Source organism: Porphyrobacter sp. GA68 (assembly GCF_022605525.1).
GTDB lineage: Bacteria > Pseudomonadota > Alphaproteobacteria > Sphingomonadales > Sphingomonadaceae > Qipengyuania_B.
This window is the reverse complement of sequence record NZ_JAKQYJ010000001.1, coordinates 1,474,412-1,500,424: the sequence shown is the minus strand read 5'-3', so window position 1 is coordinate 1,500,424 and position 26,013 is coordinate 1,474,412. Positions and strand designations below refer to the sequence as shown.

25 protein-coding genes and 1 tRNA gene are annotated in these 26,013 nt (G+C 63.9%); 8 read left to right on the top strand and 18 right to left on the bottom strand.

All coding sequences use genetic code 11. The features are described from left to right. Window positions 1–55: 55 nt before the first annotated feature. On the bottom strand, window positions 56–1,864 hold the full coding sequence (gene aspS, locus LHJ54_RS07560) for an aspartate--tRNA ligase (protein WP_228243282.1): 1,809 nt from the start codon (window positions 1,862–1,864) through the stop codon (window positions 56–58). 168 nt (window positions 1,865–2,032) lie between these two features. Here aspS and rnd point away from each other — a divergent pair, with 168 nt between their 5' ends. Beyond that, the gene (rnd, locus tag LHJ54_RS07555) at window positions 2,033–3,244 is read left to right on the top strand and encodes a ribonuclease D (RefSeq protein WP_228243281.1); all 1,212 of its coding nucleotides are present in this window, start codon (window positions 2,033–2,035) and stop codon (window positions 3,242–3,244) included. A 96-nt stretch (window positions 3,245–3,340) separates the two neighbouring features. Continuing rightward, window positions 3,341–4,237: a hydrogen peroxide-inducible genes activator gene (locus LHJ54_RS07550; protein WP_228243280.1), complete on the top strand. Its 897-nt coding sequence runs from the start codon at window positions 3,341–3,343 to the stop codon at window positions 4,235–4,237. Between the two features lie 80 nt (window positions 4,238–4,317). On the opposite strand, the gene pgsA is transcribed toward LHJ54_RS07550, so the two are convergent. Continuing rightward, entirely contained in the window at window positions 4,318–4,923 is a 606-nt protein-coding gene (gene pgsA, locus LHJ54_RS07545; protein WP_228243279.1) for a CDP-diacylglycerol--glycerol-3-phosphate 3-phosphatidyltransferase, read from the bottom strand. 184 nt (window positions 4,924–5,107) lie between these two features. Here pgsA and LHJ54_RS07540 point away from each other — a divergent pair, with 184 nt between their 5' ends. Then, window positions 5,108–6,463 (top strand): MFS transporter, encoded by a 1,356-nt coding sequence (locus tag LHJ54_RS07540; RefSeq protein ID WP_228243278.1) that lies wholly within the window; start codon window positions 5,108–5,110, stop codon window positions 6,461–6,463. On the opposite strand, the gene LHJ54_RS07535 is transcribed toward LHJ54_RS07540, so the two are convergent. Then, the gene (locus tag LHJ54_RS07535) at window positions 6,456–6,650 is read right to left on the bottom strand and encodes a hypothetical protein (protein ID WP_228243277.1); all 195 of its coding nucleotides are present in this window, start codon (window positions 6,648–6,650) and stop codon (window positions 6,456–6,458) included. The two genes, LHJ54_RS07540 and LHJ54_RS07535, sit on opposite strands and share 8 nt — an antisense overlap. A gap of 109 nt (window positions 6,651–6,759) precedes the next feature. Between LHJ54_RS07535 and LHJ54_RS07530 the strand changes: the two genes are divergently transcribed. Continuing rightward, a complete protein-coding gene (locus tag LHJ54_RS07530; protein WP_228243276.1) occupies window positions 6,760–8,409 on the top strand; it encodes a thiamine pyrophosphate-dependent enzyme in 1,650 nt (549 codons plus the stop codon). Here the strand turns inward: LHJ54_RS07530 and LHJ54_RS07525 are convergent. Beyond that, window positions 8,387–8,827 (bottom strand): EVE domain-containing protein, encoded by a 441-nt coding sequence (locus tag LHJ54_RS07525; RefSeq protein ID WP_228244332.1) that lies wholly within the window; start codon window positions 8,825–8,827, stop codon window positions 8,387–8,389. The two genes, LHJ54_RS07530 and LHJ54_RS07525, sit on opposite strands and share 23 nt — an antisense overlap. A 158-nt stretch (window positions 8,828–8,985) precedes the next feature. Between LHJ54_RS07525 and LHJ54_RS07520 the strand changes: the two genes are divergently transcribed. The 4 genes from LHJ54_RS07520 to LHJ54_RS07505 all read left to right on the top strand — a co-directional run bounded on the left by LHJ54_RS07520 (window position 8,986) and on the right by LHJ54_RS07505 (window position 13,070). Continuing rightward, window positions 8,986–10,608, top strand: coding sequence for a bifunctional diguanylate cyclase/phosphodiesterase (locus LHJ54_RS07520; RefSeq protein ID WP_228243275.1), 1,623 nt, complete (start codon window positions 8,986–8,988; stop codon window positions 10,606–10,608). Between the two features lie 94 nt (window positions 10,609–10,702). After that, the gene (gene dapF / locus LHJ54_RS07515; RefSeq protein ID WP_228243274.1) at window positions 10,703–11,512 is read left to right on the top strand and encodes a diaminopimelate epimerase; all 810 of its coding nucleotides are present in this window, start codon (window positions 10,703–10,705) and stop codon (window positions 11,510–11,512) included. Beyond that, window positions 11,509–12,429, top strand: a complete 921-nt coding sequence (gene ftsY, locus LHJ54_RS07510; protein ID WP_228243273.1) for a signal recognition particle-docking protein FtsY — start codon at window positions 11,509–11,511, stop codon at window positions 12,427–12,429. Before dapF ends, ftsY begins: the two co-directional genes overlap by 4 nt. After that, window positions 12,429–13,070 (top strand): inner membrane-spanning protein YciB, encoded by a 642-nt coding sequence (locus LHJ54_RS07505; RefSeq protein ID WP_228243272.1) that lies wholly within the window; start codon window positions 12,429–12,431, stop codon window positions 13,068–13,070. Before ftsY ends, LHJ54_RS07505 begins: the two co-directional genes overlap by 1 nt. A gap of 4 nt (window positions 13,071–13,074) precedes the next feature. Here the strand turns inward: LHJ54_RS07505 and LHJ54_RS07500 are convergent, their stop codons facing one another. The 14 genes from LHJ54_RS07500 to bamA form a co-directional block, all read right to left on the bottom strand. Beyond that, the gene (locus LHJ54_RS07500) at window positions 13,075–15,045 is read right to left on the bottom strand and encodes a potassium transporter Kup (protein ID WP_228243271.1); all 1,971 of its coding nucleotides are present in this window, start codon (window positions 15,043–15,045) and stop codon (window positions 13,075–13,077) included. A gap of 137 nt (window positions 15,046–15,182) precedes the next feature. Beyond that, entirely contained in the window at window positions 15,183–15,812 is a 630-nt protein-coding gene (locus LHJ54_RS07495) for a hypothetical protein (protein ID WP_228243270.1), read from the bottom strand. After that, the gene (locus LHJ54_RS07490; protein ID WP_228243269.1) at window positions 15,809–16,249 is read right to left on the bottom strand and encodes a cytochrome c-type biogenesis protein; all 441 of its coding nucleotides are present in this window, start codon (window positions 16,247–16,249) and stop codon (window positions 15,809–15,811) included. The genes LHJ54_RS07495 and LHJ54_RS07490 overlap by 4 nt, the downstream gene beginning before the upstream one ends. Then, entirely contained in the window at window positions 16,246–16,776 is a 531-nt protein-coding gene (locus LHJ54_RS07485) for a DsbE family thiol:disulfide interchange protein (protein ID WP_228243268.1), read from the bottom strand. Before LHJ54_RS07485 ends, LHJ54_RS07490 begins: the two co-directional genes overlap by 4 nt. Continuing rightward, on the bottom strand, window positions 16,773–18,725 hold the full coding sequence (locus tag LHJ54_RS07480) for a heme lyase CcmF/NrfE family subunit (protein WP_228243267.1): 1,953 nt from the start codon (window positions 18,723–18,725) through the stop codon (window positions 16,773–16,775). The genes LHJ54_RS07485 and LHJ54_RS07480 overlap by 4 nt, the downstream gene beginning before the upstream one ends. Next, on the bottom strand, window positions 18,722–19,189 hold the full coding sequence (gene ccmE / locus LHJ54_RS07475; RefSeq protein ID WP_228243266.1) for a cytochrome c maturation protein CcmE: 468 nt from the start codon (window positions 19,187–19,189) through the stop codon (window positions 18,722–18,724). The genes LHJ54_RS07480 and ccmE overlap by 4 nt, the downstream gene beginning before the upstream one ends. Then, window positions 19,186–19,338 (bottom strand): heme exporter protein CcmD, encoded by a 153-nt coding sequence (locus tag LHJ54_RS07470; protein ID WP_228243265.1) that lies wholly within the window; start codon window positions 19,336–19,338, stop codon window positions 19,186–19,188. Before LHJ54_RS07470 ends, ccmE begins: the two co-directional genes overlap by 4 nt. Next, on the bottom strand, window positions 19,338–20,084 hold the full coding sequence (gene ccmC / locus LHJ54_RS07465) for a heme ABC transporter permease CcmC (protein ID WP_228243264.1): 747 nt from the start codon (window positions 20,082–20,084) through the stop codon (window positions 19,338–19,340). The genes LHJ54_RS07470 and ccmC overlap by 1 nt, the downstream gene beginning before the upstream one ends. A gap of 48 nt (window positions 20,085–20,132) precedes the next feature. Then, the gene (locus LHJ54_RS07460) at window positions 20,133–21,197 is read right to left on the bottom strand and encodes a Glu/Leu/Phe/Val dehydrogenase (RefSeq protein ID WP_228243263.1); all 1,065 of its coding nucleotides are present in this window, start codon (window positions 21,195–21,197) and stop codon (window positions 20,133–20,135) included. 47 nt (window positions 21,198–21,244) lie between these two features. Further along, window positions 21,245–21,321, bottom strand: a tRNA-His gene (locus tag LHJ54_RS07455). Between the two features lie 541 nt (window positions 21,322–21,862). Next, window positions 21,863–22,087, bottom strand: coding sequence for a 50S ribosomal protein L31 (gene rpmE, locus LHJ54_RS07450; protein ID WP_228243262.1), 225 nt, complete (start codon window positions 22,085–22,087; stop codon window positions 21,863–21,865). A gap of 104 nt (window positions 22,088–22,191) precedes the next feature. After that, window positions 22,192–22,653: a 3-hydroxyacyl-ACP dehydratase FabZ gene (gene fabZ / locus LHJ54_RS07445; RefSeq protein ID WP_228243261.1), complete on the bottom strand. Its 462-nt coding sequence runs from the start codon at window positions 22,651–22,653 to the stop codon at window positions 22,192–22,194. Window positions 22,654–22,678: 25 nt separating this feature from the next. Further along, entirely contained in the window at window positions 22,679–23,362 is a 684-nt protein-coding gene (locus tag LHJ54_RS07440; protein WP_228243260.1) for an OmpH family outer membrane protein, read from the bottom strand. Continuing rightward, window positions 23,362–26,007 (bottom strand): outer membrane protein assembly factor BamA, encoded by a 2,646-nt coding sequence (gene bamA / locus LHJ54_RS07435; RefSeq protein WP_228244331.1) that lies wholly within the window; start codon window positions 26,005–26,007, stop codon window positions 23,362–23,364. Before bamA ends, LHJ54_RS07440 begins: the two co-directional genes overlap by 1 nt. Window positions 26,008–26,013: the final 6 nt, after the last annotated feature.

The window sequence follows — 26,013 nt, the reverse complement described above, 5'->3', positions numbered from 1 at the left end:
GCTGTCGCCCTAATGAACGGCGCGGCTGAACGCAAGGCATGGTGCTGCGGCATTGTTATTCCTTGGCGTTGTCCACGCGCGCGGACGCGGCGGCTGGTTGTTCAACCGTGCGGATGTGCACGTCGCGCAGTTGCCGCGGGCCGACGGCGGAGGGCGCGCCCATCATCAGATCCTGGGCCCGCTGGTTCAGGGGGAAGGCGATCACCTCGCGGATGTTCGGTTCGTCCGCCAGCAGCATGACGATGCGGTCGATACCCGGTGCGGACCCGCCGTGGGGCGGCGCGCCCAGCTTGAACGCTTCGATCATCCCGCCGAAATTGGCGTCCACGTCCGGCCGGGAATATCCGGCGATCTCGAACGCCTTGTACATGATGTCCGGCCGATGGTTGCGGATCGCACCTGAGGACAATTCGTAGCCGTTGCACACGATGTCGTATTGCCACGCCTTGATCTCCAGCGGATCCTGCGTTTCCAGCGCCTCCATTTCGCCCTGCGGCATGGAGAAGGGATTGTGGCTGAAGTCGATCTTGCCCGTGTCCTCGTCCCGTTCGAACATCGGGAAGTCCACCACCCAGCAGAACTTGAAGCAATCCTGCTCGATCAAGTCCAGTTCCTCGGCAACGCGGGTGCGCGCGGCACCGGCCAGCTTGACGGCGTCCTGCTCCTTGCCGGCGGCAAAGAACAGTCCGTCATTCTCCCCTAAGCCAAGATCCGCGTAGAGGCGCTCCATACCCTCAGCGCCGTGGTTCTTTGCAATGGGGCCGCCGAACTCCCCGCCTTTGCGCGTGACATAGCCGAGGCCGGCAAAACCCTGTGACCGCGCCCATTCGTTCATGTCGTCGAAAAACTTGCGGCTTTTCTCGTGGGTAGAGGGTGCAGGAACCGCTCTGACAACCCCGCCGCCGCCGACGATCTTCTCGAACAATCCGAGGCCGGACTGCGTGAAGTGCCCGGACACGTCGCTGATGCGAAGGGGGTTGCGCAGGTCCGGCTTGTCGGTGCCGAACTTCAATAGCGCCTCGGCGTAAGGGATGCGCGGAAATTGTCCGGCTGGCGTCACAGATTTGCCGTTTGCGAACTCCTCGAACACACCGGACAGCACGCCTTCCAGCATCTGGAAGACGTCTTCCTGAGTCACAAAGCTCATCTCGAAATCCAGCTGGTAGAACTCGGGCGAGCGGTCGGCCCGCAGATCCTCGTCCCGGAAACAGGGCGCGATCTGGAAGTACCGATCGAACCCCGCCACCATGAGCAGCTGCTTGAACATCTGCGGTGCCTGCGGCAACGCGTAGAAGCGGCCCGGATGGAGGCGGCTGGGCACAAGGTAATCGCGTGCCCCTTCCGGGCTGGAGGCGCCGAGGATCGGGGTCTGGAACTCGGTAAAGCCCTGTGCGGTCATGCGGCTGCGGATGCTGCTGATCACGCGGGATCGCAGCATGATATTCGCGTGAACCCGCTCCCGCCGCAGGTCGACAAAGCGATATTTCAGCCGCGTCTCCTCGGGGTATTCGGCATCACCGGCGACCGGCAGGGGCAGTTCGGCAGCTTCGCTCTGCACGGTAACGGCGCGCGCGAACACCTCGATTTCGCCCGTGGCCAGAGCGGCATTGGCCGTTCCCTGCGCCCGGGCCTTCACCTCGCCGTCGATGGTGACGACGCTTTCCACCCGCAGCTTTTCCAGCGTCGCCAGCGCCGGCGAGTCTTCGTCGGCGACGATTTGCGTAATGCCGTAATGATCGCGCAGGTCGATGAACAGCACGCCGCCATGATCCCGCTTGCGATGTATCCAACCGGAAAGTCGCACGGTGCTGGAAACATCGGCCGTGGTCAGTTGGGCGCAGGTATGGGTGCGATAGGTGTGCATGGCGATACTGGATCTTTCAATAAACACGGTGCCAAAAGCGGTCAGGGGCGAGGCGCCGCAGCCCGGTGCGTCACCTTGCGCCGGCAAGACCGCAGCGTTGGCGAAAACTCGCGAATCCGCGCCGGAAGATGCTTTGTCAAGCCGCAGTTCCCGCGTAAAGGAGCCGCCATGAAGATCCACCCGCTCATTACCGATACCACAACCCTTGCCGAACTGTGCGCCCGCCTTGCCCAGTCACCTTTCGTTTGCGTCGATACCGAGTTCATGCGGGAGAACACGTACTGGCCAGAACTGTGCCTGGTGCAGATCGGCAACGAAGAAGAAGCGGCGGCGATCGACCCCTTGGCCGATGGCATAGACCTGTCGCCGCTGCTCGACCTGCTGACCGACAACGAAGACGTTCTGAAGGTCTTCCACGCGGGCGGCCAGGACGTGGAAATCATCTTCAATCTGACCGGCAAGACTCCCCATCCGATCTTCGACACCCAGATCGCGATGATGGCGGTCAGCCAGTCGGAACAGATCGGCTACGCCAACCTGGTCGAATCATGGCTCGGCAAGACGGTCGACAAGGGTGCACGCTTCACCGACTGGTCGCGGCGGCCGCTGAGCGATCGCCAGATCGAATATGCCATCGGGGACGTGACGTACCTCGCCACCATCTTTCCGCGCATTCTCAAGAAGCTGCGCAAGACAGACCGGGGGGTCTGGCTGGACGCGGAAATGGAGCGACTGGCGGACGCAGCCAATTATCAGGTGCAACCCGATCAGGCGTGGCAGCGCCTGCGCGCGCCCAGCCGCAATGCTGCGGTGCTGGGCCGGATGAAAGCTCTCGCCGCGTGGCGCGAAATGGAAGCGCAGGACAAGAACATACCGCGCGGCCGGATCATGCGCGATGAAACACTCGCCGACATCGCCGGGCATCCGCCCAAAAGCCAGGCTGATCTGGCGAAGGTGCGCGGGCTGTCGCAGGGATGGCGCGACAACGAGATCGGGCGCCGCTTGATGGCGGTGCTGGAACAGGCGGAACCGCTGCCCAAGGACGAAATGCCGATCCGCAACGAACGCGGTGCGCCGCTGGGCAAGGAGGGGTCGCTGGTGGCCGATCTGCTAAAGCTGCTCCTCAAGATCAAGGCCCGCGAACTCGACGTCGCCGCCCGCCTGCTGGCCCGGTCTGACGAACTGGAGGCGCTGGCGGCCGGCTTGCGCGACTTGCCCATGCTGCAGGGTTGGCGGCGCGAAGTGTTCGGCCGCGATGCGCTGGAACTTGTGGAGGGCAGGCTGGCGTTTGCGGTAAAGGAGGGGCGCATGGTGATGACACGCGTGGATGAGGCAGCTGCTGACCCGCTTCTCCAGGAGCAGGCGGACGCGGCCGAGTGACCTGCCGGTGGTCGCCACCCGCCTCCGCCATAAGGGAAGCTGGCGGCCATGCGGCGAGCCGGTTTGGACGTCGTCCGCTCCGGCAGAAACCGTGACATGACAACCTATCTGCCCACACTCAAGCAGCTCCAGTACCTCGTCGCCTTGCGCGAACACGGCCATTTCGGCCGCGCGGCAGCTGCCAGCTATGTCTCTCAATCGACGCTTTCGGCGGGCATCCGCGAGCTTGAGACGCTGCTCGGCGTCACTCTGGTCGAGCGCAGCCGCCGGGTCGTCCGCTTCACCCCGCTGGGGCAGGAGGTGATCGTCAAGGCGCGTTCCATTCTGCGCGAAGCGGAGGAACTGACCGATCTGGTGCAGGCAGCAGGCAAGCCGCTGTCAGGCAGTCTGCGCATGAGCGTCATTCCCACGATCGCGCCTTTCATGCTCCCGCGCATGCTTCCGCGCCTCAGACGGGAACGACCCGATCTGAAGCTCTTCCTGCGCGAGGAGCCGACGGACACGGCGCTCGAGAACCTGCAGCACGGCCGAGTGGATTGTGTTCTGCTTGCCCTCCCCTACGCGGTGGGCGACGCCGCCATTGCGCCGATCTGCGAAGATCGGCTGCTGGTCGCGTTCACGCCGGAACAGGGGCGCGAGCCGCCTGACACCATCTCGCCGACAGCCATAGATGAAGGGCGGCTGCTGATGCTGGAGGATGGTCATTGCCTCAAGGAACACGCGCTGGCCGCCTGTAACCGGCCCGAACTGCGGAACGAGGCAACCATGATCGGCACCAGCCTGCACACGCTGGTGCAGATGGTCGATAACGGCCTCGGCATCACCATGCTGCCGCAGATGGCGCTGGACGCAGGCATTCTGGCTGGGACACGCGTGGTCGCACGACCGCTGAAGGCGCCCAATGCCGCTCGCGAGATTGCCCTGGTCTGGCGGCGGGCGTCACCGCGCGAAGCGGACTTCCAGCTGCTCGCCGACGAAATCCGCGCCGGTTAGCGGCAGGTGTTCTTGTCTGGCTGCGCCAGCATGGCGGCGACAACGGCAGACGGTCGGCTTCATCCTCGGCTGAGCGCCGGTCAATCCATGTGCCTGAGCCCGACCCGCAGGTAATCCCAGCCCGTGACAAGGGTGAGAACCGCCGCGGCCCACAGACTGGCGAGGCCGACCAGATGCATCCACTGATCGGCCAGCGGTCCGCAGTCCACCCGCATGGAACAGGGTGTGCCGTGCACGCCGCCTGCCAGGATCAACGCACCCAGCGCGACCAGCTGGAAGGTCGTTTTCCATTTCGCCAGCCGCGAGACCGGAACGCTGACCTGTATCCCGCCCAAAAACTCACGAAGGCCCGACACCGCAATTTCGCGAATGAGGATGATGAGCCCTGCCAGCACATGCACGTCCCCGACGTACGGGCCGCGCAGATAGCCTTGGGCCGTCAGCACCAGGATCACGGCTGCCACCATGATCTTGTCGGCGATGGGATCGAGGAAGATACCAAGCCGGGACACCGCCCCGCTCGACCGGGCGAGCATTCCGTCGAAGTAATCGGTGATGCCCATCGCACAATACAGCACGAAGGCGATCAGATACCCCGTACGCCACTCCGGCCACCACAGGAAGAACACCAGCAGCGGGATCATGGCGATTCGCGACATGGTGAGGATGTTTGGCAGTGACCACATGATCGGGCGCGGCGCCCTTCCCCTTTCGCAATCAACAGTTCGGATGCCCCCGGACGAACCGTTACCACCCCTTAGCGCAGGTGCGCCGAGGTAAAAAGCGGCAAGCCCCTTGCTCATGGCCGGCATCACGTTACATCGGTATGTGGCAAGGCTGTTAAGCCATTTTCTGACAGCTAGGGACGGCATGACTGTAACGACACGCCTGTTGCGCCGCCGCCGTTTCCTGCCGCTGTTTTGCACCCAGTTGCTGAACGCCTTCAACGACAATCTGTACAAGACGGCGATGGTGCTGTTCGTGGTATACTTCATCTACAACTCGGAAGAGGCGGAGGGAAGTTTCAGCGCGATCGCCAGCGGCCTGTTCATCCTGCCCTTCTTTCTGCTGTCAGCTCTGGCGGGGCAACTCGCCGACATGCGCGACAAGGCGGCCATAATCAGGATCGTCAAGCTGTGCGAAGTCGGCCTGATGATCATCGGCGCGACGGGCCTGCTGCTGGCCTGGAACGGAATTGCCGTGAACGCGGTGGCGATACCGCTCATGCTGCTGGCGCTGTTCCTGACGGGCGTGCAGTCGACGTTTGTTGGTCCGATCAAATACGCGCTCCTGCCGCAGCATCTGCGGCCACGCGAGGTGCTGGCAGGAACCGGGCTGGTCGAGGCTGGAACCTACATCGCCATTCTGGGTGGAACGATCCTCGCCGGCTGGATCCCGGTGCAGTGGGCCGCCGGCGCGATCATCGCCATTTCGGTTGTCGGCTATCTTGCCAGCCGCCAGATTCCGCCCGCCCCGCCCCTGGGTCCGGCGGAGCCGATCGACCGCAATGTGTGGCGCTCTTCGGTGCAGCTCGTAAAGCGGACCATGCACGATCCGCAGATTTTCTACGCGATCATCGCCATAAGCTTCTTCTGGACGATTGGCGCAGTGCTGGTGATCCTTTTCCCGCCACTGGTGAAAAACGTGATCGTCGCCGGCAAGGAAGTCGCCAGCCTGTTTCTGGTGGTGTTCTCCATTGGGGTGGCAATCGGCTCCGTCAGCATAAACGCGCTGCTCAAGGGGACCGTGTCGGCGCGGTATGCTCCCTACGCGGTTATCGTGATGGGCCTGTTTGTGGTCGCCTTCTACGCCGTCTGCCGGATGTGGGAGGCGGCACCGCCCCATCCGCTGCTGGATGTGGCGGGGTTCATGGCCATGCCGCTGGCCGCCCCTCTGATGCTGACGCTGCTTGGCATTGCGATAGCGGGCGGAATGTTCGTGGTGCCGCTTTACGCGTTTCTCACCACGCGGGTGGCCGTTACCGCTGCTGCCCGGACGATTGCCGCCAACAACATCGTCAATTCCGGCGCGATGGTCGCCGGATCGCTGGTCGCCTGGCTGCTGAGCGCAGCGGGTGTCGACATCGTTCAGCAGTTGCTGCTGGCAGCAGGAATGTGCTTGATTTCCGCCTGGTTGGGTAACCGGCTGTATCGGGTGGAGAAGCGGCACCGTCTCGACACTTCGACGGACGGCGGCACACCGCGGATGCGCGAAAAGACTACATGATGAAGGCCAGCACAGCGACAAAGGCGGCGACATAGGCATCCACCACGCCGCGAACGTCTGCCCTCGTCAGCCAGGCCACCTTCTTCGGTGTGGACCGGTTTTGGGCATGATAGTTGGTGGATGGCGGCAGCATCGCCCGAAAGGGATGACGTGCGCTTTCCTGAGTGAGTACAAGTGATCTACGCATGATGAGTGTTTAACGCGCTGTTTACCTTTCGGTCCCGCGTGACATCGGATGTGGACCAAAGAGGAACACTTTAAGCTTCCTTAACCATAAGTTTGCAGAGCAGGAGACGATGATGGCAACCGCCGCGCAAGTATTGGTGGCCGCACTGACGGAACAGGGCTGCGACCGGATCTTCACCGTGCCGGGCGAGAGCTTCCTACCGGTGCTGGATGCACTGCACGATCAGAGCGACGTCGATCTGGTCACTTGCCGCCATGAAGGTGGCGCAGCGTTCATGGCCGCGGCCGATGGCGCCTTGACCGGTCGCCCGGGCATCGCTTTCGTCACCCGCGGTCCCGGCGCGACCAATGCGAGCATCGGCGTGCACGTTGCGCAGCAGGATTCGCAGCCGATGATCCTGTTCGTTGGCGATGTCGCCAGACCGATGCGCGACCGCGAAGGGTTTCAGGAAATAGATTTTCCCGCTTTCTTCGCGCCGATCGCCAAATGGACCGCTCGCATCGACGATCCCGAACGGGTGCCGGAATACGTCGCCCGCGCCTATGCTACGGCGATCTCTGGCCGGCCCGGTCCGGTCGTACTCGCCTTGCCCGAAGACATGCTGAGCGAGGCGTGCACCACCCCGCCCCGCCCCTTCGTGCATCGCCCGGCGCAGGCGCCCTGCCCGGACGCGATGCAGACAATGGTGGACATGCTGAACAACGCAGCCGCGCCCATCGCAATCATCGGCGGCGCGGGCTGGGGACCCAAGGCCCGTCAGTTCTTTCAGCAATTTGCCGAAGCCATCGGCTTACCCGTCGCCACAGCGTTCCGGCGGCAGGACGCCATCGACCCCGGTTCATCTGTTTACGCGGGCAATCTCGGCTACGGCCCCAATCCAAAGCTGGTGGAGCGGGTGCAGTCGGCTGACCTCATTCTTGCAATTGGGGCCCGACTGGGTGAAGCGACAACCCACGGGTACACGATCCCGCCGCTCACGGCATCTGACCGCAAACTCATCCACGTCCACCCCGACCCGGCCGAGCTGAACAGCGTCTATCCCGCCGATCTGGCCATCTGCGCCGACCTGGGCGAGTTCGCGGAAAGCGCCGCCTTGTGGCATGACGAGGCGGTGATCGATTTCGATTGTGGTGCGCAAGCGCATCGCGAGTGGAACGAATGGGCGACCGCACGTCCATCGGGACACGATCTGGACCTCGCCTTGTGCGTTCAGCACATGCGCGAGACGCTGCCCGCAGACACGATCGTCTGCAACGGTGCTGGAAATTTCGCCGGCTGGTGGCACCGATACTGGCGCTATGCCGGCCATCCAACGCAGCTCGCGCCTACCTGCGGAGCAATGGGATATGGTGTGCCCGCGGCGGTGGCTGCCGCGTTGCGTCATCCGGAACGTACCGTGGTGGCCGTGGCGGGAGACGGCGATTTCCTGATGAACGGACAGGAATTGGCGACCGCCGCGCAATACCACGCGGATCTGCTGATCGTGATCGTCGACAACGGCAGCTACGGCACGATCCGCATGCATCAGGAGCGGGAATATCCCGGCCGGATCAGCGGCACCGACTTGCATAACCCCGACTTTCTGCGCCTTGCTCAGGCATACGGGGCGTGGGCGGTCAGTGCGTCAACCACCGACGCCTTCAAGCAAGCGCTGGCTGAGGCGCAGGGGCTTCGTGGCATCCGCTTGCTCCACTGTAAGATCGACCCCGAACAGCTCTCCGCCGGCGGAGCGACGATTAGCGGCCTGCGTGCGCGGTAGCGCGGCCGGGATCGGCGGCCAGTTCCATCACCACCGACCATTCCTCCGACCGGACTTCGCTCACCGACAATCGCGATTGTCTCAGCAGTTCCATGTCGGCCAATCGTGGCTCTGCCTTGATCGCCTGGAGCGTAACAGCGCGAGGCAGCTTTGTTCTGGGGGCAACCTTTACCGCCGCCCACTTTCCATCCGGGTCGGTCGGGTCAGACAGACCAGCTTCGGTCACTTCCATGATCCCGACAATCTCCTTGCCGATGTTCGAGTGGTAGAAGAACGCCTTATCGCCCGGCTGCATCGCCCGCAGGTTGTTTTTGGCGCGGTGGTTGCGCACGCCATCCCAGATCCCTTCACCCGCAGCTTCCAGATCATCCCAGCTATACGCCTCGGGTTCGGATTTCATGAGCCAGTATCGCGGCATGGGCATATTCTCTCCAAGGTTACAACAAGGGGTGATCCTGGGTTTGGGCAGAGCCCCAGAAAACCCTTAACCGCCTCTTAGCCAGATTATTTGACGAGGCGTTAGCTAGCTGGGGATATTGCCAAACGGTTCAACATGGATCGCTCCGCCCCGCCGTCATGACCAGCGCATCACACACGAAAGGCCTGGCGCGGCTCCAGCTCGTGACGCTGGGGATCACGCTGGCCGCGATCGCGCTGTTCATCCTCGTGGGCGGGGCTGCATTGACCCACACTATGCAGGTTCTGCGCGGCATCGGCCATGCTGACGATGCGCTGTCCATGCTCCTGCTGGCGAACATCGCCATCATCTTCGGCGGCTGGCTGCGGCACAAGCGGCTGACCGATCAGCTAGCCGCAGTCACCGCCCGCGAACAGGAGGCGCGGCGCCTGGCAGAGTTCGACCCGCTCACCGGGTGCCTCAATCGCCGCTCCTTGTTGCCGGCGGTGGATCGCCTTCTGGCCGCCACCGCCAGGTCGTCGGAAACACTGGTCCTGTTCCTCATCGATCTGGACAATTTCAAGCAGATCAACGACCGCCACGGGCACGAGGCGGGGGACATCGCTTTAACCACTGTCGCACGCCGGCTTCGCGCGGTACAGCAACAGGGCGGAGTGGTGGCCCGCCTTGGCGGGGATGAATTCGCCTGCGCGGCGATCATGCCGGAGCGATACCGGATTCCGGCGGAAGAACTGGCCGGTGGGCTGATCGCCGCTGTGGCCGAGCCGATCACCGTCGGCGGCACCGACCTGCAGATCGACCTCACCATGTCGATCGGCATGGTCGCTGCAGGTGCCGCGTCACCACGCACGAGTGAGGCCGCAGCGCTGCTCAACCAGGCTGATGTGGCCATGTACCGCGCCAAACGGCAGGGCAAGAATCGCTTCGCATGGTTCGCGCCGGAAATGCTGCAGGAACTGGAACTGCGCCGCACGCTGGAACAGGGGATCAGGGCCGGCCTCGCTGCGGGAGAGTTCGAGCCATATTACGAGCAGCAGGTGGATCTGGTGACAGGCCAGATCTCCGGTTTCGAAATGCTTGCCCGCTGGCGCTCACCCACACACGGTGTTCTAACGCCAGACATCTTTATTCCCGCGGCGGAGGAGATGGGGCTGATAACCGAATTGTCGGAACATCTTATTTCCCGCGCGCTGCAGGATGCCAGCGAGTGGGATGCGTGCTTGACCTTGTCCGTCAACATCTCGCCGGTCCAGCTGCGCGACCCATGGTTTGCGCAGCGCATCCTCAAGCTTCTCGTCACTCACAACTTTCCCCCGGCCAGGCTGGACATAGAGATTACGGAAAGCTGCCTGCACGATAATCCGGATGAAGTACGGGCCATGATCCTCAGCCTGCGCAACCAAGGGATCAAGGTTTCGCTCGATGACTTCGGCACCGGCTATGCGAGCCTCAACCAGTTGCGCGACCTCACGTTCGACCATCTCAAGATCGACCGCAGCTTTGTCAGCAGCATGACCACCAACGATGCCAACCGCACGATCGTGGACGCCGTGCTGGATCTGGGCCGCGCGCTCAACCTGCCGGTCACGGCAGAGGGTATCGAAACCGAGGAAATCGTCAGCGCACTGCAAAGCCGGGGCCGCATAAAAGGTCAGGGTCGCCTTTATGGCAAGCCCGAGAGCACCGCAGCGGTGCGGCAGCGGCTGGGTCGCCTGGGAATGCTGCGACAATCGCAGCCAGCCGAAGCGCCGGAGGAACGGCTGAAAGCGTCGAACGCCTAGCGGCGAACGCGCACCTTCCGCCGGTGAGTGGGGCAACCCTACTCCGGCGCCCGCTTTACCTTGCAGGTGGTAACGCATAAGGACCGGGCGCTAAATGCGCATTCCGTTCATCAAGATGCATGGCCTTGGCAACGATTTCGTTGTTGTGGATGGCCGAACAGAGCCCGTGCCTCCGCTCGGAACCTCGACGCGGGCCGCGCTGGCCGATCGGCACACCGGCATCGGTTGCGACCAGCTGATCCTGCTGGAACCAAGCGATGCGGCAGATCTCAGGATGCGGATCTTCAACCCCGATGGGCAGGAGGCGAGCGCCTGCGGTAACGCCGCCCGGGCCGTCGGCCTGCTGGCAGGGCAGGCGACATCCATCGAAACCAAAGGCGGCATCATCCACGCCCGGCGCGACGGCGGGGGAGTTGCCGTTGAGATGGGCCATCCGCGCTTCGATTGGCAGGACATCCCCCTCGCCTATCCGATGGACACTGCCGCGATGCCCGTGGGGTGGGAAGATTTGCAATCGCCCGCAGCCGTTAACGTCGGCAATCCGCATGTCGTCTTCTTCGTTGACGACGTTGCTGGCGTGCCGCTTCACCGGCTGGGTCCGATCGTGGAACGCGATCCGCTGTTTCCAGACGCAGTGAACGTCAGCGTTGCGCAGATTACCGGCCCTGCCTCGCTCGAACTGCGCGTCTGGGAACGCGGCGCCGGGCTTACCCGGGCGTGCGGGACCGGCGCCTGTGCCGCGGCGGTTATCGCCCTGCGACAAAGGCGCCTTGCCTCGCCTGTCGCCGTGTCCCTTCCCGGGGGTACTCTCCACATCACCTGGCATGGCGACGGCCTCATCACCATGACCGGCCCGGCCGCCGAAACTTTCCGCGGCAGCTTTGAACTGGAAGATTACCTGTGAGCGATAGCTGGACTTCCCGCGTTTTCGGCGCCTTCCGCAAAACGTCGGAACGCCTGTCCGGAAACCTGACCGGCGTGATCGGAACCGCGCGGCTGGATGACGCGACGCTGGATGATGTGGAAGACGCGCTCATCATGTCGGACCTCGGACCGTCAGCCGCGCGGCGCATCCGCGACCGCTTGTCGGAGAAGCGGTTCGGACTGGAGATCGGCGAGCGCGAATTGAAGGAAGCGGTCGCCGAAGAAATCGCCGCCATCCTGCGTCCTGTTGCCAAGCCGCTGGAAGTGACCGCCTTTCCCCGGCCGCAGGTGATCCTCGTCATCGGCGTTAACGGCAGCGGCAAGACTACCACCATCGCCAAGCTGGCACACTGGCTGCAGGAAGATGATTACGACGTGATGCTGGCGGCAGGCGATACTTTTCGCGCCGCCGCCATAGGTCAGCTCGCCACCTGGGCCGACCGCCTGGGCGTGCCGATAGTGCGCGGGGCGGAGGGCGGCGACCCTGCCAGCATCGTGTTCGACGCGGTGAAGCTGGCGACCGACCGCGGAACCGACGCCTTGATCGTCGACACCGCAGGGCGCCTGCAGAACAAGCGCGAACTGATGGATGAACTGGCGAAGATCCGCCGCGTGCTCGGCCGGCTCAACCCCGAAGCCCCGCACGACGTCCTGCTGGTGCTCGACGCGACCAACGGCCAAAATGCCCTCGCCCAGATCGACGTGTTTCGCGAGGTGGCGGGCGTCACCGGCCTTATCATGACCAAACTGGATGGGACGGCACGTGGCGGCGTTCTGGTTGCCGCCGCCGAGCAGTACGGCCTGCCGATCCACGCGATTGGAGTGGGCGAGAAGATGGACGACCTGCGCCCGTTCGACCCCGATCTGGTGGCGCGGGTCATTGCGGGGGTAGCATAATGGCAACTGACAAGCCGAAGTCCGGCTGGCTCAACGTAGTGGTCGACTATGGTCCGCTGCTGGTCTTTCTCGGCGTGTACAAGCTGTACTCACCCGACGAACCAGGTCCGGTGGGAGAGATTGCCGCCGTGGTTCGCGGCACCCTGGCTTTCATGGTCGCGGCGGTGGGCGCATTGGCCTTCTCCCGCTGGAAGTTCGGCCGGGTGTCGCCGATGCTTTGGCTGTCCACCGCGCTGATCGTCGGCTTCGGCCTGTTGACCGTTTGGCTGCAAGACGAGATGTTCATCCAGATAAAGCCGACCGTTATCTATGTTCTTTTCGGCGTGGCCCTGCTGGTCGGGTGGTGGCGTGGCCGCGCGCTGCTGCAGATCCTGCTGGAAGCCGCGTTCGAGGGGGTGGACAATGCCGGCTGGCTCAAGCTGTCGCGAAACTGGGGGGTTTTCTTCCTGTTTCTCGCTGCCCTGAACGAAGCGCTGCGCGCCGGTTTCTCGTTCGAGACATGGCTCTGGGCAAAGCTCTGGGTGTTCATGCCGCTCAGCTTTCTGTTCACCTTCACGCAGCTGCCCATGCTGCTGCGGCACGGACTGTCGCTGGATGATCGGGAACAGGTCCTGAAGGACCAGCCGCCAACGGGCGAGTAGGCCGCTAGAGCCTTAGCTGGCTGCCGAGTTCGACGACGCGGTTCGTCGGAAGGCGGAAGAACTCCATGGCAGTCGCGGCATTGCGCAGCATCCAGCCGAAGATTTTCTCCCGCCACAACGGCATCGGCGGTTTTTCCGAATAGATCAGGGTCTGACGCGACAGGAAGAAGCTTGTCTGCATCATGTCGAACTTGCCGCCGCATTGTTCCATGTTCTGCAACCCCAGCGGCACATCGGTTTCCTCCATGAAGCCGTAATGCAGGATCGCCTTGAAGAACCCGTTGCCCAGATCCGTCATCTCGCACCGGGCGTTCGGCGCGATGTACGGAACGTCGGCAATCAATACGGTCAGAATGACTACCCGTTCGTGCAGCACCTTGTTGTGCTTGATATTGTGCAGCAGAGCCGACGGTACGCCGCCCGACTGGCTCGCCATGAACACCGCCGTGCCGGGAACCCGCGTGGCGCTGTTGGAGGCGGATTTCACGAACACCTCGATCGGCAGGCTGACTTCGCTCATCCGCTCGCGCATCAGCGCTCGCCCACGTGCCCAGGTCGTCAACAATGTGAAGCCGACCGCCCCCACGACCAGCGGGAACCAGCCTCCTGACGGCACCTTGGGCAGGTTGGCCGCGAAATAGGCTCCGTCGACAATGAAGAAGATCAGAAAAACCGGGATTGCGATGTAAGGTCGCCACTTCCAAACGGCGAGGAACAGAACACCCATCAGGAAGGTGTCGATGAACATCGCGCCCGTCACAGCAATGCCGTAAGCATAGGCGAGGTTGGACGAACTCTGGAACAGCAGGACCAGCGTGATGACGGCGATCATCAGCACGGTGTTTACGAACGGAATGTAAATCTGGCCCCGCTCCGACGCGCTGGTGTGTTCGGTGGACAGGCGCGGGATGAAGCCCAGCTGGATCGCCTGGTGCGTAATGGAGAACGCGCCGGTTATCACCGCCTGGCTGGCGATGAAGGCCGCGCAGGTCGCCAGCAGGACCAGCGGCAGGCGCAGCTCCTCTGCCGCCATCATGTAAAACGGATTCTGCATCGCCCGTGCCGCTTCCAGCCCTCCCAGCGACGTGATCATGGCGCCTTGTCCGAAGTAGTTGAGCAGCAGGCACGGCATCACAAAACCGAACCAGGACAGCCGCATCGGACCTTTGCCAAAATGCCCCATGTCGGAATACAGCGCTTCGGAACCCGTGACCGCCAGCACTACCGAGCCAAGCGCGAGAAAGGCGATCCAGCCATCCGCAATGAAGAACTGCACCGCATACCACGGGTTGAGCGCCATCAGGATGCCGGGGTTCTGGGCGATCTGAATCAGGCCGAGTGCGGCGATGGTGCAAAAGTACACGATCATGACCGGCGCGAAGAGCTTGCCGACACTCGCCGTCCCGCGCTTCTGGATCACGAACAGGGCGATCAGCAGGACAAGGGCGATGGGAATGACCAGCGGCTCCATCTGCGCGTTGACGACCGTCAACCCCTCTACCGCAGACAGGACGGATATTGCGGGGGTGATCATGCTGTCGCCATAGAACAGCGCCGTGGCGAACACGCCCAGCACCACCGTCACCCAGCCATAGCGCGACCGCTCAAGGTGCCGGGACAGCAGCGCGACCAGGGCCAGCGTGCCGCCCTGCCCGTTGTTGTCTGCGCGCATCAGGATGGTGACATACTGGATCGAGACGATCAGCGTCATCGACCAGAAGATCAGGCTCACCACGCCAAAGACGTGCAGATTGTCGATGGTCAGCGGATTGTGGCCGACGAATGTTTCCCGAAACGCGTACAGCGGACTGGTGCCGATGTCGCCGAACACCACGCCGACCGCACCCACCGCCAGCGCGGTTTTGGTCGCCTTCTTGTGCCCATGAGTCTGATCCGGAGTCGCCAGATCATCCACGGGGACGGACGACACCCGTACCACGCCGTCACCGGCTGCATCTGCGGAATCAACTGTCATGCCGGTCAAACATTCTCAGCAATATACGGTATGTCATCCGCGGGTGCGCAGAGCATGGGCGCGCCGCCTAGCAGGATTGCCGGTGGGCGGCAATGTCACTGCACCTGGGGCGCTCCCGCCTGTCCCGCTCCGCGACGCTACTCCTCCACGCGGAGGATCAATCTTTCCAGTTCAGCCAGCTGCTCCGCGATGATGGGTCGGTAGGGCGCATCCTGCGGGGTCAGGGCAAGCGCCTCGGCCCACGAGTCGCGCGCCTGCGGTGCTTCGCCCATCTGCAGCCGGGCGAACCCCGTGAAGTAGGCGGGTGCGGGGTTCTCCGGCGCGATGCGAGCCGCGCGGGCAAACGCGTCCTGCGCCGGCGGGGTCAGCATGTTCTGGGCATGGATCACCAGAACATTGCCCAGCGCCACCCATGCTTCTGCATCGCGCGGGTTCTCCGCAGTCGCCAGGCGAAGAAATCCGGCCGCGTCCGTGGTCCTGCCACGCCGGGTAAAGCCGTCCGCGAGCGTAACGTAACGCGCCGGATCGCCCTGGTCGCGAAACATGGCCCGGCGGGCCGCGATGAGCACCTCGGCGCTGTGCGGTGCAGCTGCGCGCGGCGGGGTCGGCGCACCGGGTAAATGAGGGGCCCCTTGCAGCGCGTATCCGGTCAGACCCGCGGCCATTGTTGCCGCCAGCAGCGCCATGGCGGCGCGGGGCAGGCCAAGCGGCTTCCAGGCCAGCAGCAGCCCGGCCGCAGCCAGCAGCAGGACCAGCAGCCAGATCACTGGACTGCGCTTCTTGTGCCGCCCACCCGGCGCAGGATTATCACCAGTGCAATCAGCCCCAGGAGCACCGGCAACACAAACAGCGGCCACGTCGCCCGCCCAAATGACGGACGGTAGCTGATGTAGTCGCCATATCGCTGCTCGAGCCAGCCACGCACCTCCTCCGCATTCTGCCCAGCGGCGATACGGGTGCGCACGAAATGGCGCATGTCACCCGCCATCGGTGCATCACTGTCCGCAATCGATTGCCCCTGACAGGTCACGCAGCGCAGATCATGCATGAGCGCGCGCGCCGCCGCTTCCTGTCGCGAATCGTCAAGTTCGCGATAGGCATAGGGCGCTGGCGGCAGCGCGTCCTGAGCCGCTGCCGGCACGGCTGTCCACGCGATGAGACATGCCGCCAACGCAGCCGCTGCCAAGGAAAGGGTGCGTGTCACCGCGCCGCCTTGCGCAATTCCGCCAGCAGCACGGGCACGTGTTCGGCCCGGACATCTCCGATATGCTGATACCTCACGACGCCCCTGCCATCGATCACAAAGGTTTCAGGCAAGCCGGACGAGCCGAGCGCCAGTTGCACGGCGGATATGTCGTCACTGGCGATGGCGGCGTAGGGGTTGCCGTGCTGGCCAATAAACCGCGCAATATCCTCCGGTCGGTCGCGGATGGCGATGCCGATGATGGTCGCACCTTCGTCTCTCAGTGTGTCGAGATGAGGAGCCTCCGCGACACAGGGCAGGCACCAGCTGGCCCAGAAGTTCAGCAGGCGCGGCTGTCCGTCGGCGAAGTCGGAAGCGCTGACACCCTGGCCGCCCGGCATGGCAGCGGGCAAAGTGAAGTTCGGCAGCGGCTGCCCGATCATGGCGCTGCGGACGAACTCGTCCTTGGGTTGCGAAAGCTGATAGGCGGCAAAGCCGAGCAGCAGGAAAAACACCGCAAGGGGCAGGTAAAGCCACAGGCGGTTCATGCCGGCACCATCTGCGCCCGCCGCCTCGCACCGCGCGCGCGGACGCGCCGCCGCTTGAGGTCGTCCGCCACCCGGCCCGCCAGTGACAGCGCACCGCCCAGCGCGATCAGACCGCCGCCATACCAGATAAAGGTGACGAACGGCTTCCACCACAGCCGGATTTGCCAGCGCCCGTCGTCAGCCGCGCCCCCCATCACGGCATACAGCTGCCCGTTCCAGCTGGTTGCCAGCGCGGCTTCGGTGGTTTGCTGCGCGGGCGCCCAGAAGCTGCGCGCCTGCGGGGTCAGGACGACCGGCGCACCAGTGCCAATCCTGGCTTCGAGCCGCGCTTCCAGAGCAGTCCAGTTGGGCCCAGCCACCGGTTGCACCGCAGCGAAGCGAACCTGCCACGGGCCGACTTGCGTTGCCTGACCAGGCGCGAGCGCGACCAGCCGTTCGGAGGTAAAGGCGCTTTCGCTCGCCATTCCGAACAGCGCCGCGGCCACACCCAGATGCGCCGCAACCATGCCCCAGACGGCCAGCGGCACCCGCCGCAGGTTCCTCCCGCTGAGCGGCATCACGCTGGCAACTGCAAGTACCGCCGCCAGCACCAGCCCCGCCAACGGCAGGAAACCGACGCCGAACAGGACCGCGGTGAGCACCAGCGCCGCACCGCCGACAGCCGCCAGTACAATCAGCGGCCGCGAAATGCGCTGCAGACTGTCACGCCGCCAGCGGAGCAGTGGGCCGATCGCCAGCACCGCCAGCATGGGCAACGCGAAGATCGCGCCCACCAGGTTGAAATACGGCGGGCCGACCGACACCCGCTCTCCAAATGCTTCGGCCAGCAGGGGATACAGCGTGCCCAGAAGAACGATGCCCAGAATGGCTGTCAGCAGCACGTTGTTCACGACCAGCGCGCTTTCCCGACTCGCGACGGAAAAACGCTCGCCTTCGGCCACGGCTCCGGCGCGCAGCGCGAACAGCAACAGCGCTCCGCCGATATAGATTGCCAGCAGGATCAGGATGAACGTACCGCGTTGCGGATCGACGGCAAAGGCGTGCACACTGGTCAGAATGCCCGACCGCACGAGAAAAGTGCCGAGCATCGACATGGAAAACGCCAGCACGCCCAGCATCAGGGTCCAGGTGCGCAGCGCATCGCGTGCGGCCAGCACGCTGACGGAGTGGAGCAGTGCCGTGGCCGCCAGCCACGGCATCAGGGAAGCGTTTTCCACCGGATCCCAGAACCACCAGCCGCCCCAGCCAAGCTCGTAATACGCCCAGTACGAACCCGCCGTGATGCCAAGTGTCAGGAACACCCATGCCCCCAGGACCCACGGCCGCATCGCGCGGGCAAAATCCGGCGTCACCTGCCGCGTCACCAACGCGCCCACGGCAAAACTGAAGGCGACCGACAGCCCGACATAGCCGATGTAGAGCGTCGGCGGATGGAGCGCGAGGCCAACATCCTGCAACAGCGGGTTCAGCCCGTTGCCTTCGGCCAGCGGCTGCGGCAGGCGGGCAAACGGATTGGAGCTGAACAGAAGAAAGGCATAAAACCCGGCTGCCACGAAACCCTGACATGCCAGCACCGCCTGCATCGTGCGTTCGGGAAGGCGATATTCCACCCCCGCGATCAGCGCGCCCGACAGTGCCATGACTGTCACCCACAGCAGCATCGACCCCTCGTGATTGCCCCACGCCCCGGTGATCTTGTAGAGCAGCGGCTTGGCGGTGTGCGAATTGGCGGCCACCAGTTCCACCGACAGGTCGGTGACGGCAAACAGGTACAGCAGCACTGTGAATGACAAGGCGGCGAACACCGCCTGCAGGATCGTGACCGGCCGCACGGCCCCGGTAATCGCCACCAGTTCCGGTGCCCGCATGCTCCAGATGCCGGTGACGAGTTGCAGGATCGCCAGCGCCGCCGCCAACCACAGCGCGGCGAGGCCAAGTTCAGCCATCATGTCTGAGGACCGCCCGTCACCAACGCCGCTCCACCCTGCTCCTTGTGCATGTCCTGCAGCTCGCGCGGGACGTAGTTTTCATCGTGCTTGGCAAGGAGATTGTCCGCTTCGAAAACTCCGCCGGGCAGCAGCCGCCCCTCGGCCACGACGCCGGAGTTCTCGACAAACAGGTCGGGCACAATTCCCGCGTAGCGCACCGGGACGCGAGCGCCGTGCTGATCGGTCACGGTGAAGGCGATCGTCACACCGTCAGCCTGCTTCTGGATGCTGCCGGCCTCGACCATCCCGCCCAGCCGAACGGAGCGATCTGAGGCAGGAGGATCGGCCAGCATCTGCGCCGGCAGATAGAAATAGCTTGCCTGACTGCGCAGCGCATAGGCGCCGCCCAGCCCTGCGCCGGTGAGCGCGAGCAGGGCCACAGCCGCCAGAATCAGTCGCTGATGCTTGGGCGCCAGTCGCGTCATCGACGAGCTTCCTTGTCGCGCGCGGCATCGCGCCGGCGCTCTGCCGACCGCATCGAAAGCCAGCTCCATACGAGCAGCAGCGCCAGCCCCGCCACGGTGACCGCGTATGCCGCGATGACGAAGTCCCATTGATCCAGCGCTTCACGCATCAGGCGTGCTCTCTCAACAGCGTTGGCGCAGCCTCCAAGGCCTGCCGCCGCAGCCGCGCGTCCATCTGCGCCTCGGCCAGCAAGGCACGCATCCGCATCAGCGTAGCGGCGGCAAACAGGCAGGCGCACCCCACCGCCGCAACCAGCAGCGGCGCCAGATACGCCCCGTCGATCGCGTTCTTGCCCACGGTGATGCTGGCCGGTTGGTGCAGCGAGTTCCACCATACCACCGACCGGTTGATGATCGGCAGGTTGACCGCGCCGACGATGGCAAAGATGGCCGGTACCCGCATCGTGGTGCCTGCCTTGGCATAAGCGTCCGACAAAGCGATGTAGCCTAGGTAGAGAAAGGCAAGGACGAGCATGGAGGTGAGCCGCCCGTCCCATTCCCACCAGGTGCCCCAACTGGGCCGCCCCCAGATACTGCCCGTGACCAAGCAGATGACTGTAAATACCAGTCCCGGCAGGGCAATGGCGCGTCCGGCGATTGCGGCGAGCGGGTGTCGCCAGACGAGCAGCGCAATACCTGCGCTGGTCAGGCCCAGCCAACCACCCATACCAAGCCAGGCGGCAGGCACGTGAACAAACATGATCCGCACGGTTTCACCCAGCAACCGGTCAGGCGGCACCTGCGTCAAACCCCAGACAAACGCCCCGCCGGCAAGAACCAGACCGGTGATCAGCGTGGCAGGCGTCAGCCAGCGGGCGAGGCGCAGAAACCTCCGGGGATTTGCGAAACCGTGCATGGTGGTGGGTTCAGTCTATCTGGCATTGCGGGGCCGTCGCTTCAACCCTTACCCGCGCCCGATCAACCGCTGAGCCATGCGATCCGCCACCTGATCCGGCGAGAGGCCCGAAGCGGCGCTTTCCTCCCAGATCTGCTGCAGCCGTTCCGGAATCAGCGCGATGCGACGGCGCACCTCGTTAATATCGCACGGGCCGCCTTCGGTGCGGCACAGATATTCCAGCGTCACGCTGATGATGCCGCCTGCATTGATCACGTAGTCAGGGGCGTAAAGGATGCCGCGTTCGGCCAGAAGCGGGCCGTGTTCGGGCCGGGCGAGCTGGTTGTTGGCGCCGCCCGCGACGATGGCGCAATCGAGCCGGGCGATACCCTCCTCGTCCAGCACGGCGCCGAGCGCATTGGGGCTGAACACGTCGCAAGCGGTGGACATGACTGCATCTGCGGGAACGGCGTCCCCGTCCAGTTCATCCGCCAGAGCCTGGGCCCGCGCGGCGTCGATGTCAGCCAAGGTCAGCCGCGCTCCGTCGCGGGCCAGCAGCCGGGCGACTCCGCCGCCAACGCTACCGGTTCCCTGCAGCGCGACGTGGACGCCCTGCATGTCGTCGCGCCCCAGCTTGTGCCGGACCGCGGCTTTGATGCCGTGGTAGATCCCCATGGCGGTGAATGGTCCGGGGTCGCCGCCCGCCGCGTCCCCTTCGACGGGCAGGCCGGAAACGAAGCGGGTTTCGCGGGCAATCGCCACCATGTCGGCTTCAGTTATTCCGACATCTTCAGCCGTCACATAGCGGCCGCCCAGCGAGTTCACCGCGCGGCCGAACGCCGCGAGCATCTGCGGGGTCTTCTGGCCGGCGGGGTCTGCCAGGATGACCGCCTTGCCGCCCCCCATCGGCAACCCGGCCATGGCATTCTTGTAGCTCATCCCACGGCTTAGGCGCAGGACGTCGCGTACAGCGTCGGCAGGTTCGGCATAATGCCAGAAACGCGTTCCACCCGCCCCCGGCCCCAGATGGGTAGAGTGCAGCGCGATGAGAGCCGTCAGTCCGCTGTCCCGGTCGCTTACGAGTTGCACAAGCTCATGATCGTCGAAATCAGGCTCGATCCAGAAAGCAGTCATGAGGCGCAGGATACCTTCCCAGTGGAAACAAGAAAGCTGGGAAGAAGTGGGGCGATCGACGGGGTTCGAACCCGCGACCTCCGGTACCACAAACCGGCGCTCTAACCAACTGAGCTACGATCGCCACATGCCCTTGCCCGGCATTTGCCGGGCTGATACGCCCATTCCAGAGCGCGTCAAGCGCCCTATGTCGCACCTTGACGCCTGTTGCACAGGCAGAGGTAATTGCAAAGTATAAACTGCTTAGCGGCCGCGTCCGCGTAATTTTCTTGCCCTCGGTCGATTGGCTATTCACCTTGCGCGCGCCGACGTGGATTACGCCGGACGTCGAGCTGGGAAGCCGTCCATCCGCTCACTTCCTCAGCAGGATCAACGGTGATGATGCAAGCGGGGCTGATCGTTCTTTACCAATGGCGCCCCGCAGAACAGCACGCCCCCGCCGTCACCCAATGCTGGGCCAAGGCGAGGGAGGATCTGAAAGCCTAAGGAGCGCTGGGCTCCCTGCTCGCGAGGGGCGAGGATGGCACGTATTGGCCAATCGCCGGTGGCAAAAATGGATTACCTCAGCACAGACGACTGGCCGCCCGCCCAGCGGCTCCAGACGATCATGCTTGAACCGCTGGAAACCGCTGGATCTGAAGCCGGGGCGCCGCCTTCGCGCCGTCTCACTTCTTGAGTGACAGACCGCAGAACCGCTTGTTGAACTGCGCCACGCGGCCACCTTCCTGGATCTGCTGCTTGCCGCCGGTCCAAGCCGGGTGGCTGAGAGGATCGATGTCGAGGGCCAGCACGTCGCCTTCCTTGCCCCAGGTCGATCGTGTCTGGAACTCGGTGCCGTCAGTCATCTTGACGGTGATGGTGTGGTAATCGGGATGGCCTTCGGACTTCATGGCATTAACTCCGCGCGTTCAGCCGGTTCCGACCGGCCCTTGCGTATGACGTTGTTACTGGAAAGCCGCGCCCTTAGCCCGGACCCGGCGCGCTGACAAGTCCGCTACGCCGCGTCCGCGATCATGGCGGTGAACTGCGCTTCGCAGGTGACACGGCCTTCCACGCTCGCCTCCCCCGCGAACTTGCAGACCCGGCTGCGTTTCTGCACGAACGACACCTTGAGGTCGAGAAGGCAGCCCGGCTCGACCGGGGCGCGGAACTTCGCATTCTCTATCGTCATGAAATAGACGAGCTTGCCCGATCCGCTGAGGCCGAGGGACTCCACCGCCAGAACACCCGCCGCTTGCGCCAACGCTTCCACCTGAAGAACGCCGGGCATGATCGGTCGGCCGGGAAAGTGGCCTTGGAAGAAACCTTCGTTGAAGCTGACCGCTTTCACGGCATGGATGCGTTCATCGGCAACCAGTTCGGCCACACGATCGACCAGGAGCATGGGATAACGGTGGGGCAGCGCGGCGAGCACCTTGGTCACGTCATAGCTGAACGTGGTATCTGTGTCGCGCATCACACTGCCCCCTGCACTATCCGCCTCAGCGGCCTGTCGGCTGCTGGGGTGCGGGCTGTGCCGGCTGAGCGGTTCCGTTCTGCGCGGCCTGTGCAGCCTGTGCCTCACGAACCTCGCGTGGCTGCCAGCCGGCAGGCGGCACCAGCTGAGCGGACGGCAACAGGCGGTTGAGTTCCGCCACCACATCCTGGTTCATGTTGTAGGCATTGTCGGCATAGATGGGCGCGCCGGTGGTGGCATCGAAGATCAGCGTGATGTTGCGCCGCCGTGCCACGTTTTCGACAGCGGTATTCAGCTGCTCGCCAATCTGTTCTTCGACGTAGGCGACGGACAGCGCCACCGGTTGCAGGATGTTCTGGATTTCCTGCTGCCCTGCCTGCTGGATCTGCTGGATCTGGTCGTATTGCTGTTGCAGCGCCTGTTGGTTCGGATTGGCCTGGCGGCGGGCGTTGTCGAAGGCGTTCGCAAGCGGCTGAAGCTGCGCGTTCAGCTGCTGGCGCCGTGCTTCGGCGGCATCGAACTGCGCGCGGTAGGTCGTCTGCCGCTGCTGCTGCGCGGTCGTGAACGCGTTCGAATTCGCGGCGACCGCGCGGACGTTCACGACGCCGATGCCCTGCACTACCTGAGCCGACAGGGGCGCTACGGGAATAACCGCGGAGCCGGTGACAGCGAGGCCGAACGCCGCGACGGAGGTGAGTATCTGCTTCATCAGAATTGTGTTCCTACGTTGAATGAGAAGGCTTTTTCATCATCGCCTTCGACGCTTTTGATGACCTTGGCAAAATCGATCCTGAACGGCCCGAATGGCGAGTTCCAGTTCACTCCTACCCCGACCGCGACGCGCGGACTGGCCGTGTCGCCGAGGAAGACTTCCCGGAACGGGGGGATCTCACGGATGAGAGTGTTGGGCGTGCCATCGGGGGCCTGCGGGCTGGTCGTCTGGATGGTCCGCCCGTCAAACGTCTGGGAATAGACCTGGACCGCCTGTGCGGGACTGCTCAGTGGCGGGTCGGCCACGTTGAACAGCGCACCCACGTCCACGAACACCGACGGTCTTAGGCCGAGTTCGCGAGCGCCGGACCCAAGCGGAATCTCCAGTTCCGCGCGGCCAAGATAGAAGGCATTGCCGCCCAGGGCGTCGTCCTGCACCCGGTCCCGATCGGTGATGTATTCCCCGGTCGTCTCGTCAAAAGGCTGACGCAGTACACGCGGGCCGACGCCGCGGATGTCAAAGCCGCGGAACTGCCCTTCACCCAGAAAGAAGCGGTCCGTGAGACGGACATCATCGACACCCAGACCGGGGCGTTCCGTGAACGACTTGATGACCCCGCCTTCTCCGCTGAGGGAGAAGATGAAGCCGGAACCCAGATTGAAGAACTGGGACGCACGACCGCGCAGGCGGAAGTATTCTTCCGACCCGCCAAGCCCGGCATAATCCGCCGTTATCTGCATGGACCGCCCGGCCGTTGGCCGCAGTGCGCTGTTGAGTGTGCTGAAATTCAGCGACAGGCCGACTATCGAACTGGTGAACTCGCCGATGGCGTCGCACAGGAAACGCGATGCAGTCAGCGGCTCGCACGTGGGTATGCCGTCGCCATTGACGTCGAGGAAGTAGATCGATTCATCCAGCGTAACCTTGTCTCGGCGCAAGGTGTAACTGCCAATCAGCGACGCGTACTCCGTCAGGGGCACACCCACCCGCGCGCTGAGCCCGGCGGTCGCTTGCTGGAACGTCGTGTTGCGTTGATTGTCCAGGAAGTTGAAGCTGTTCAGATCGCGGTAGTAGACGTCGAAGCCGGCAGATATCTGCCGGTCGAACAGATACGGCTCCGTAAAGCTCACCTGTGCCGAGCGGGAAAAGCGCGACCAGTTGACGCTGAGGCCGACGGTCTGCCCGCGACCGCGGAAGTTGCGCTGCTGGATGGAGCCGGCCAGGATGAAGTTCTCGATCGAAGAAAAGCCGGCCGACAGCTGCAGCTGTCCCGTCGCCTGCTCTTCCACGTTGGCTTCCAGGATGATCCGGTCAGGCGCGCTACCATCGACCTGGGAAACCTCAAAGTTTTCTTGGAAGTAGCCGAGCGAATTGATCCGCGCGGTTGTCCGGGCAACCGCCAGAGAATTGAAGGCGTCGCCTTCCGCCAGACGGAACTCGCGCCGGATGACCTTGTCCTGGGTCAGTGTGTTGCCGTTGACGTCGATCCGTTCGACATAAACGCGCGGCGCGTCGCGAATGAGGAACTCGACATTCATCGTCAGAGTTTCGGGATCGCGTCTGAACCGGGGGGACACGTCGGCGAAAGCATAGCCGAAGGCGCCGGCGGTATCCGTCAGCTGCTCCACCGTATCCTCGACCAGCTGCGCATTATAGAAATCGCCCGTCTTCATCGGCAACCGCTGGCTTAGCGCGGTGCTGTCGAAGTCGCGCAGTTCGCTGTTCACCTCGACATTGCCGAACCTGTATCGCTCTCCCTCCTCAACCACGTAGGTGATGATGAAGTCGCGCCGGTCGGGGGTCAGTTCGGCCACGGCCGAAACCACGCGGAAGTCGGCGTAACCTTGAGTCAGATAGAACTGACGCAGCTTCTGCTGGTCGAACGCCAGCCGGTCCGGATCGTAGCTGGTGTTGGAGGACAGGAAGCTGGTCAGTCGCGCCTGCTTGGTGACCATCTGGCCACGCAGTTCGCCATCGGAAAAGGCTTCGTTGCCGATGATGTTGATCTGCCGGACCCGCGATTTCGGCCCTTCTTCGATCTCGAAGACGATGTCGACGCGGTTCTGGCTGAGCTGAACCATCTGCGGTTCGACCGATGCGGCGAACCGTCCCTGCCGCTTATACAGCTCGATAATGCGCGCAACGTCGGCACGGACCCGCGAACGGGTGAAGATCTGCCGCGGGGCAAGGCGGATCTCCGGAAGGATCTTGTCGTCCTTCAGCCGCCTGTTGCCTTCCAGGATGATGCGATTGATGACCGGATTTTCAACAACATTGACGGTCACCGCGCCATTGTCGTTGCGAATCGAGTAGTCCGCGAACAGTTCGGTCGCAGCCAGATCCTTCAGCGCCTGGTCGGCGGCGGCGGCGGTGTACGGCTCGCCGACACGCAGCCTGATGTAGCTGAGGATGGTCTGCGCTTCCAGCCGTTCGGCACCGGTCACGGTGATGGAGTTGATGATCTGCGCGTTCGCCGGCGGCTGTGCGACCGGCTCGGCCTGCTGCGGCTGGGCAGCGGGCGCCGCGCCTGTCTGCGCCATCGCCATCGCCGGCAGCCCGGCCAACGCAGTTCCGCACAACAGCAGCAAGGCGTGATGGCAACTGCGCGACTTCGCGGCGACGCCGCCATTGTGGTGCTTCATCATGTC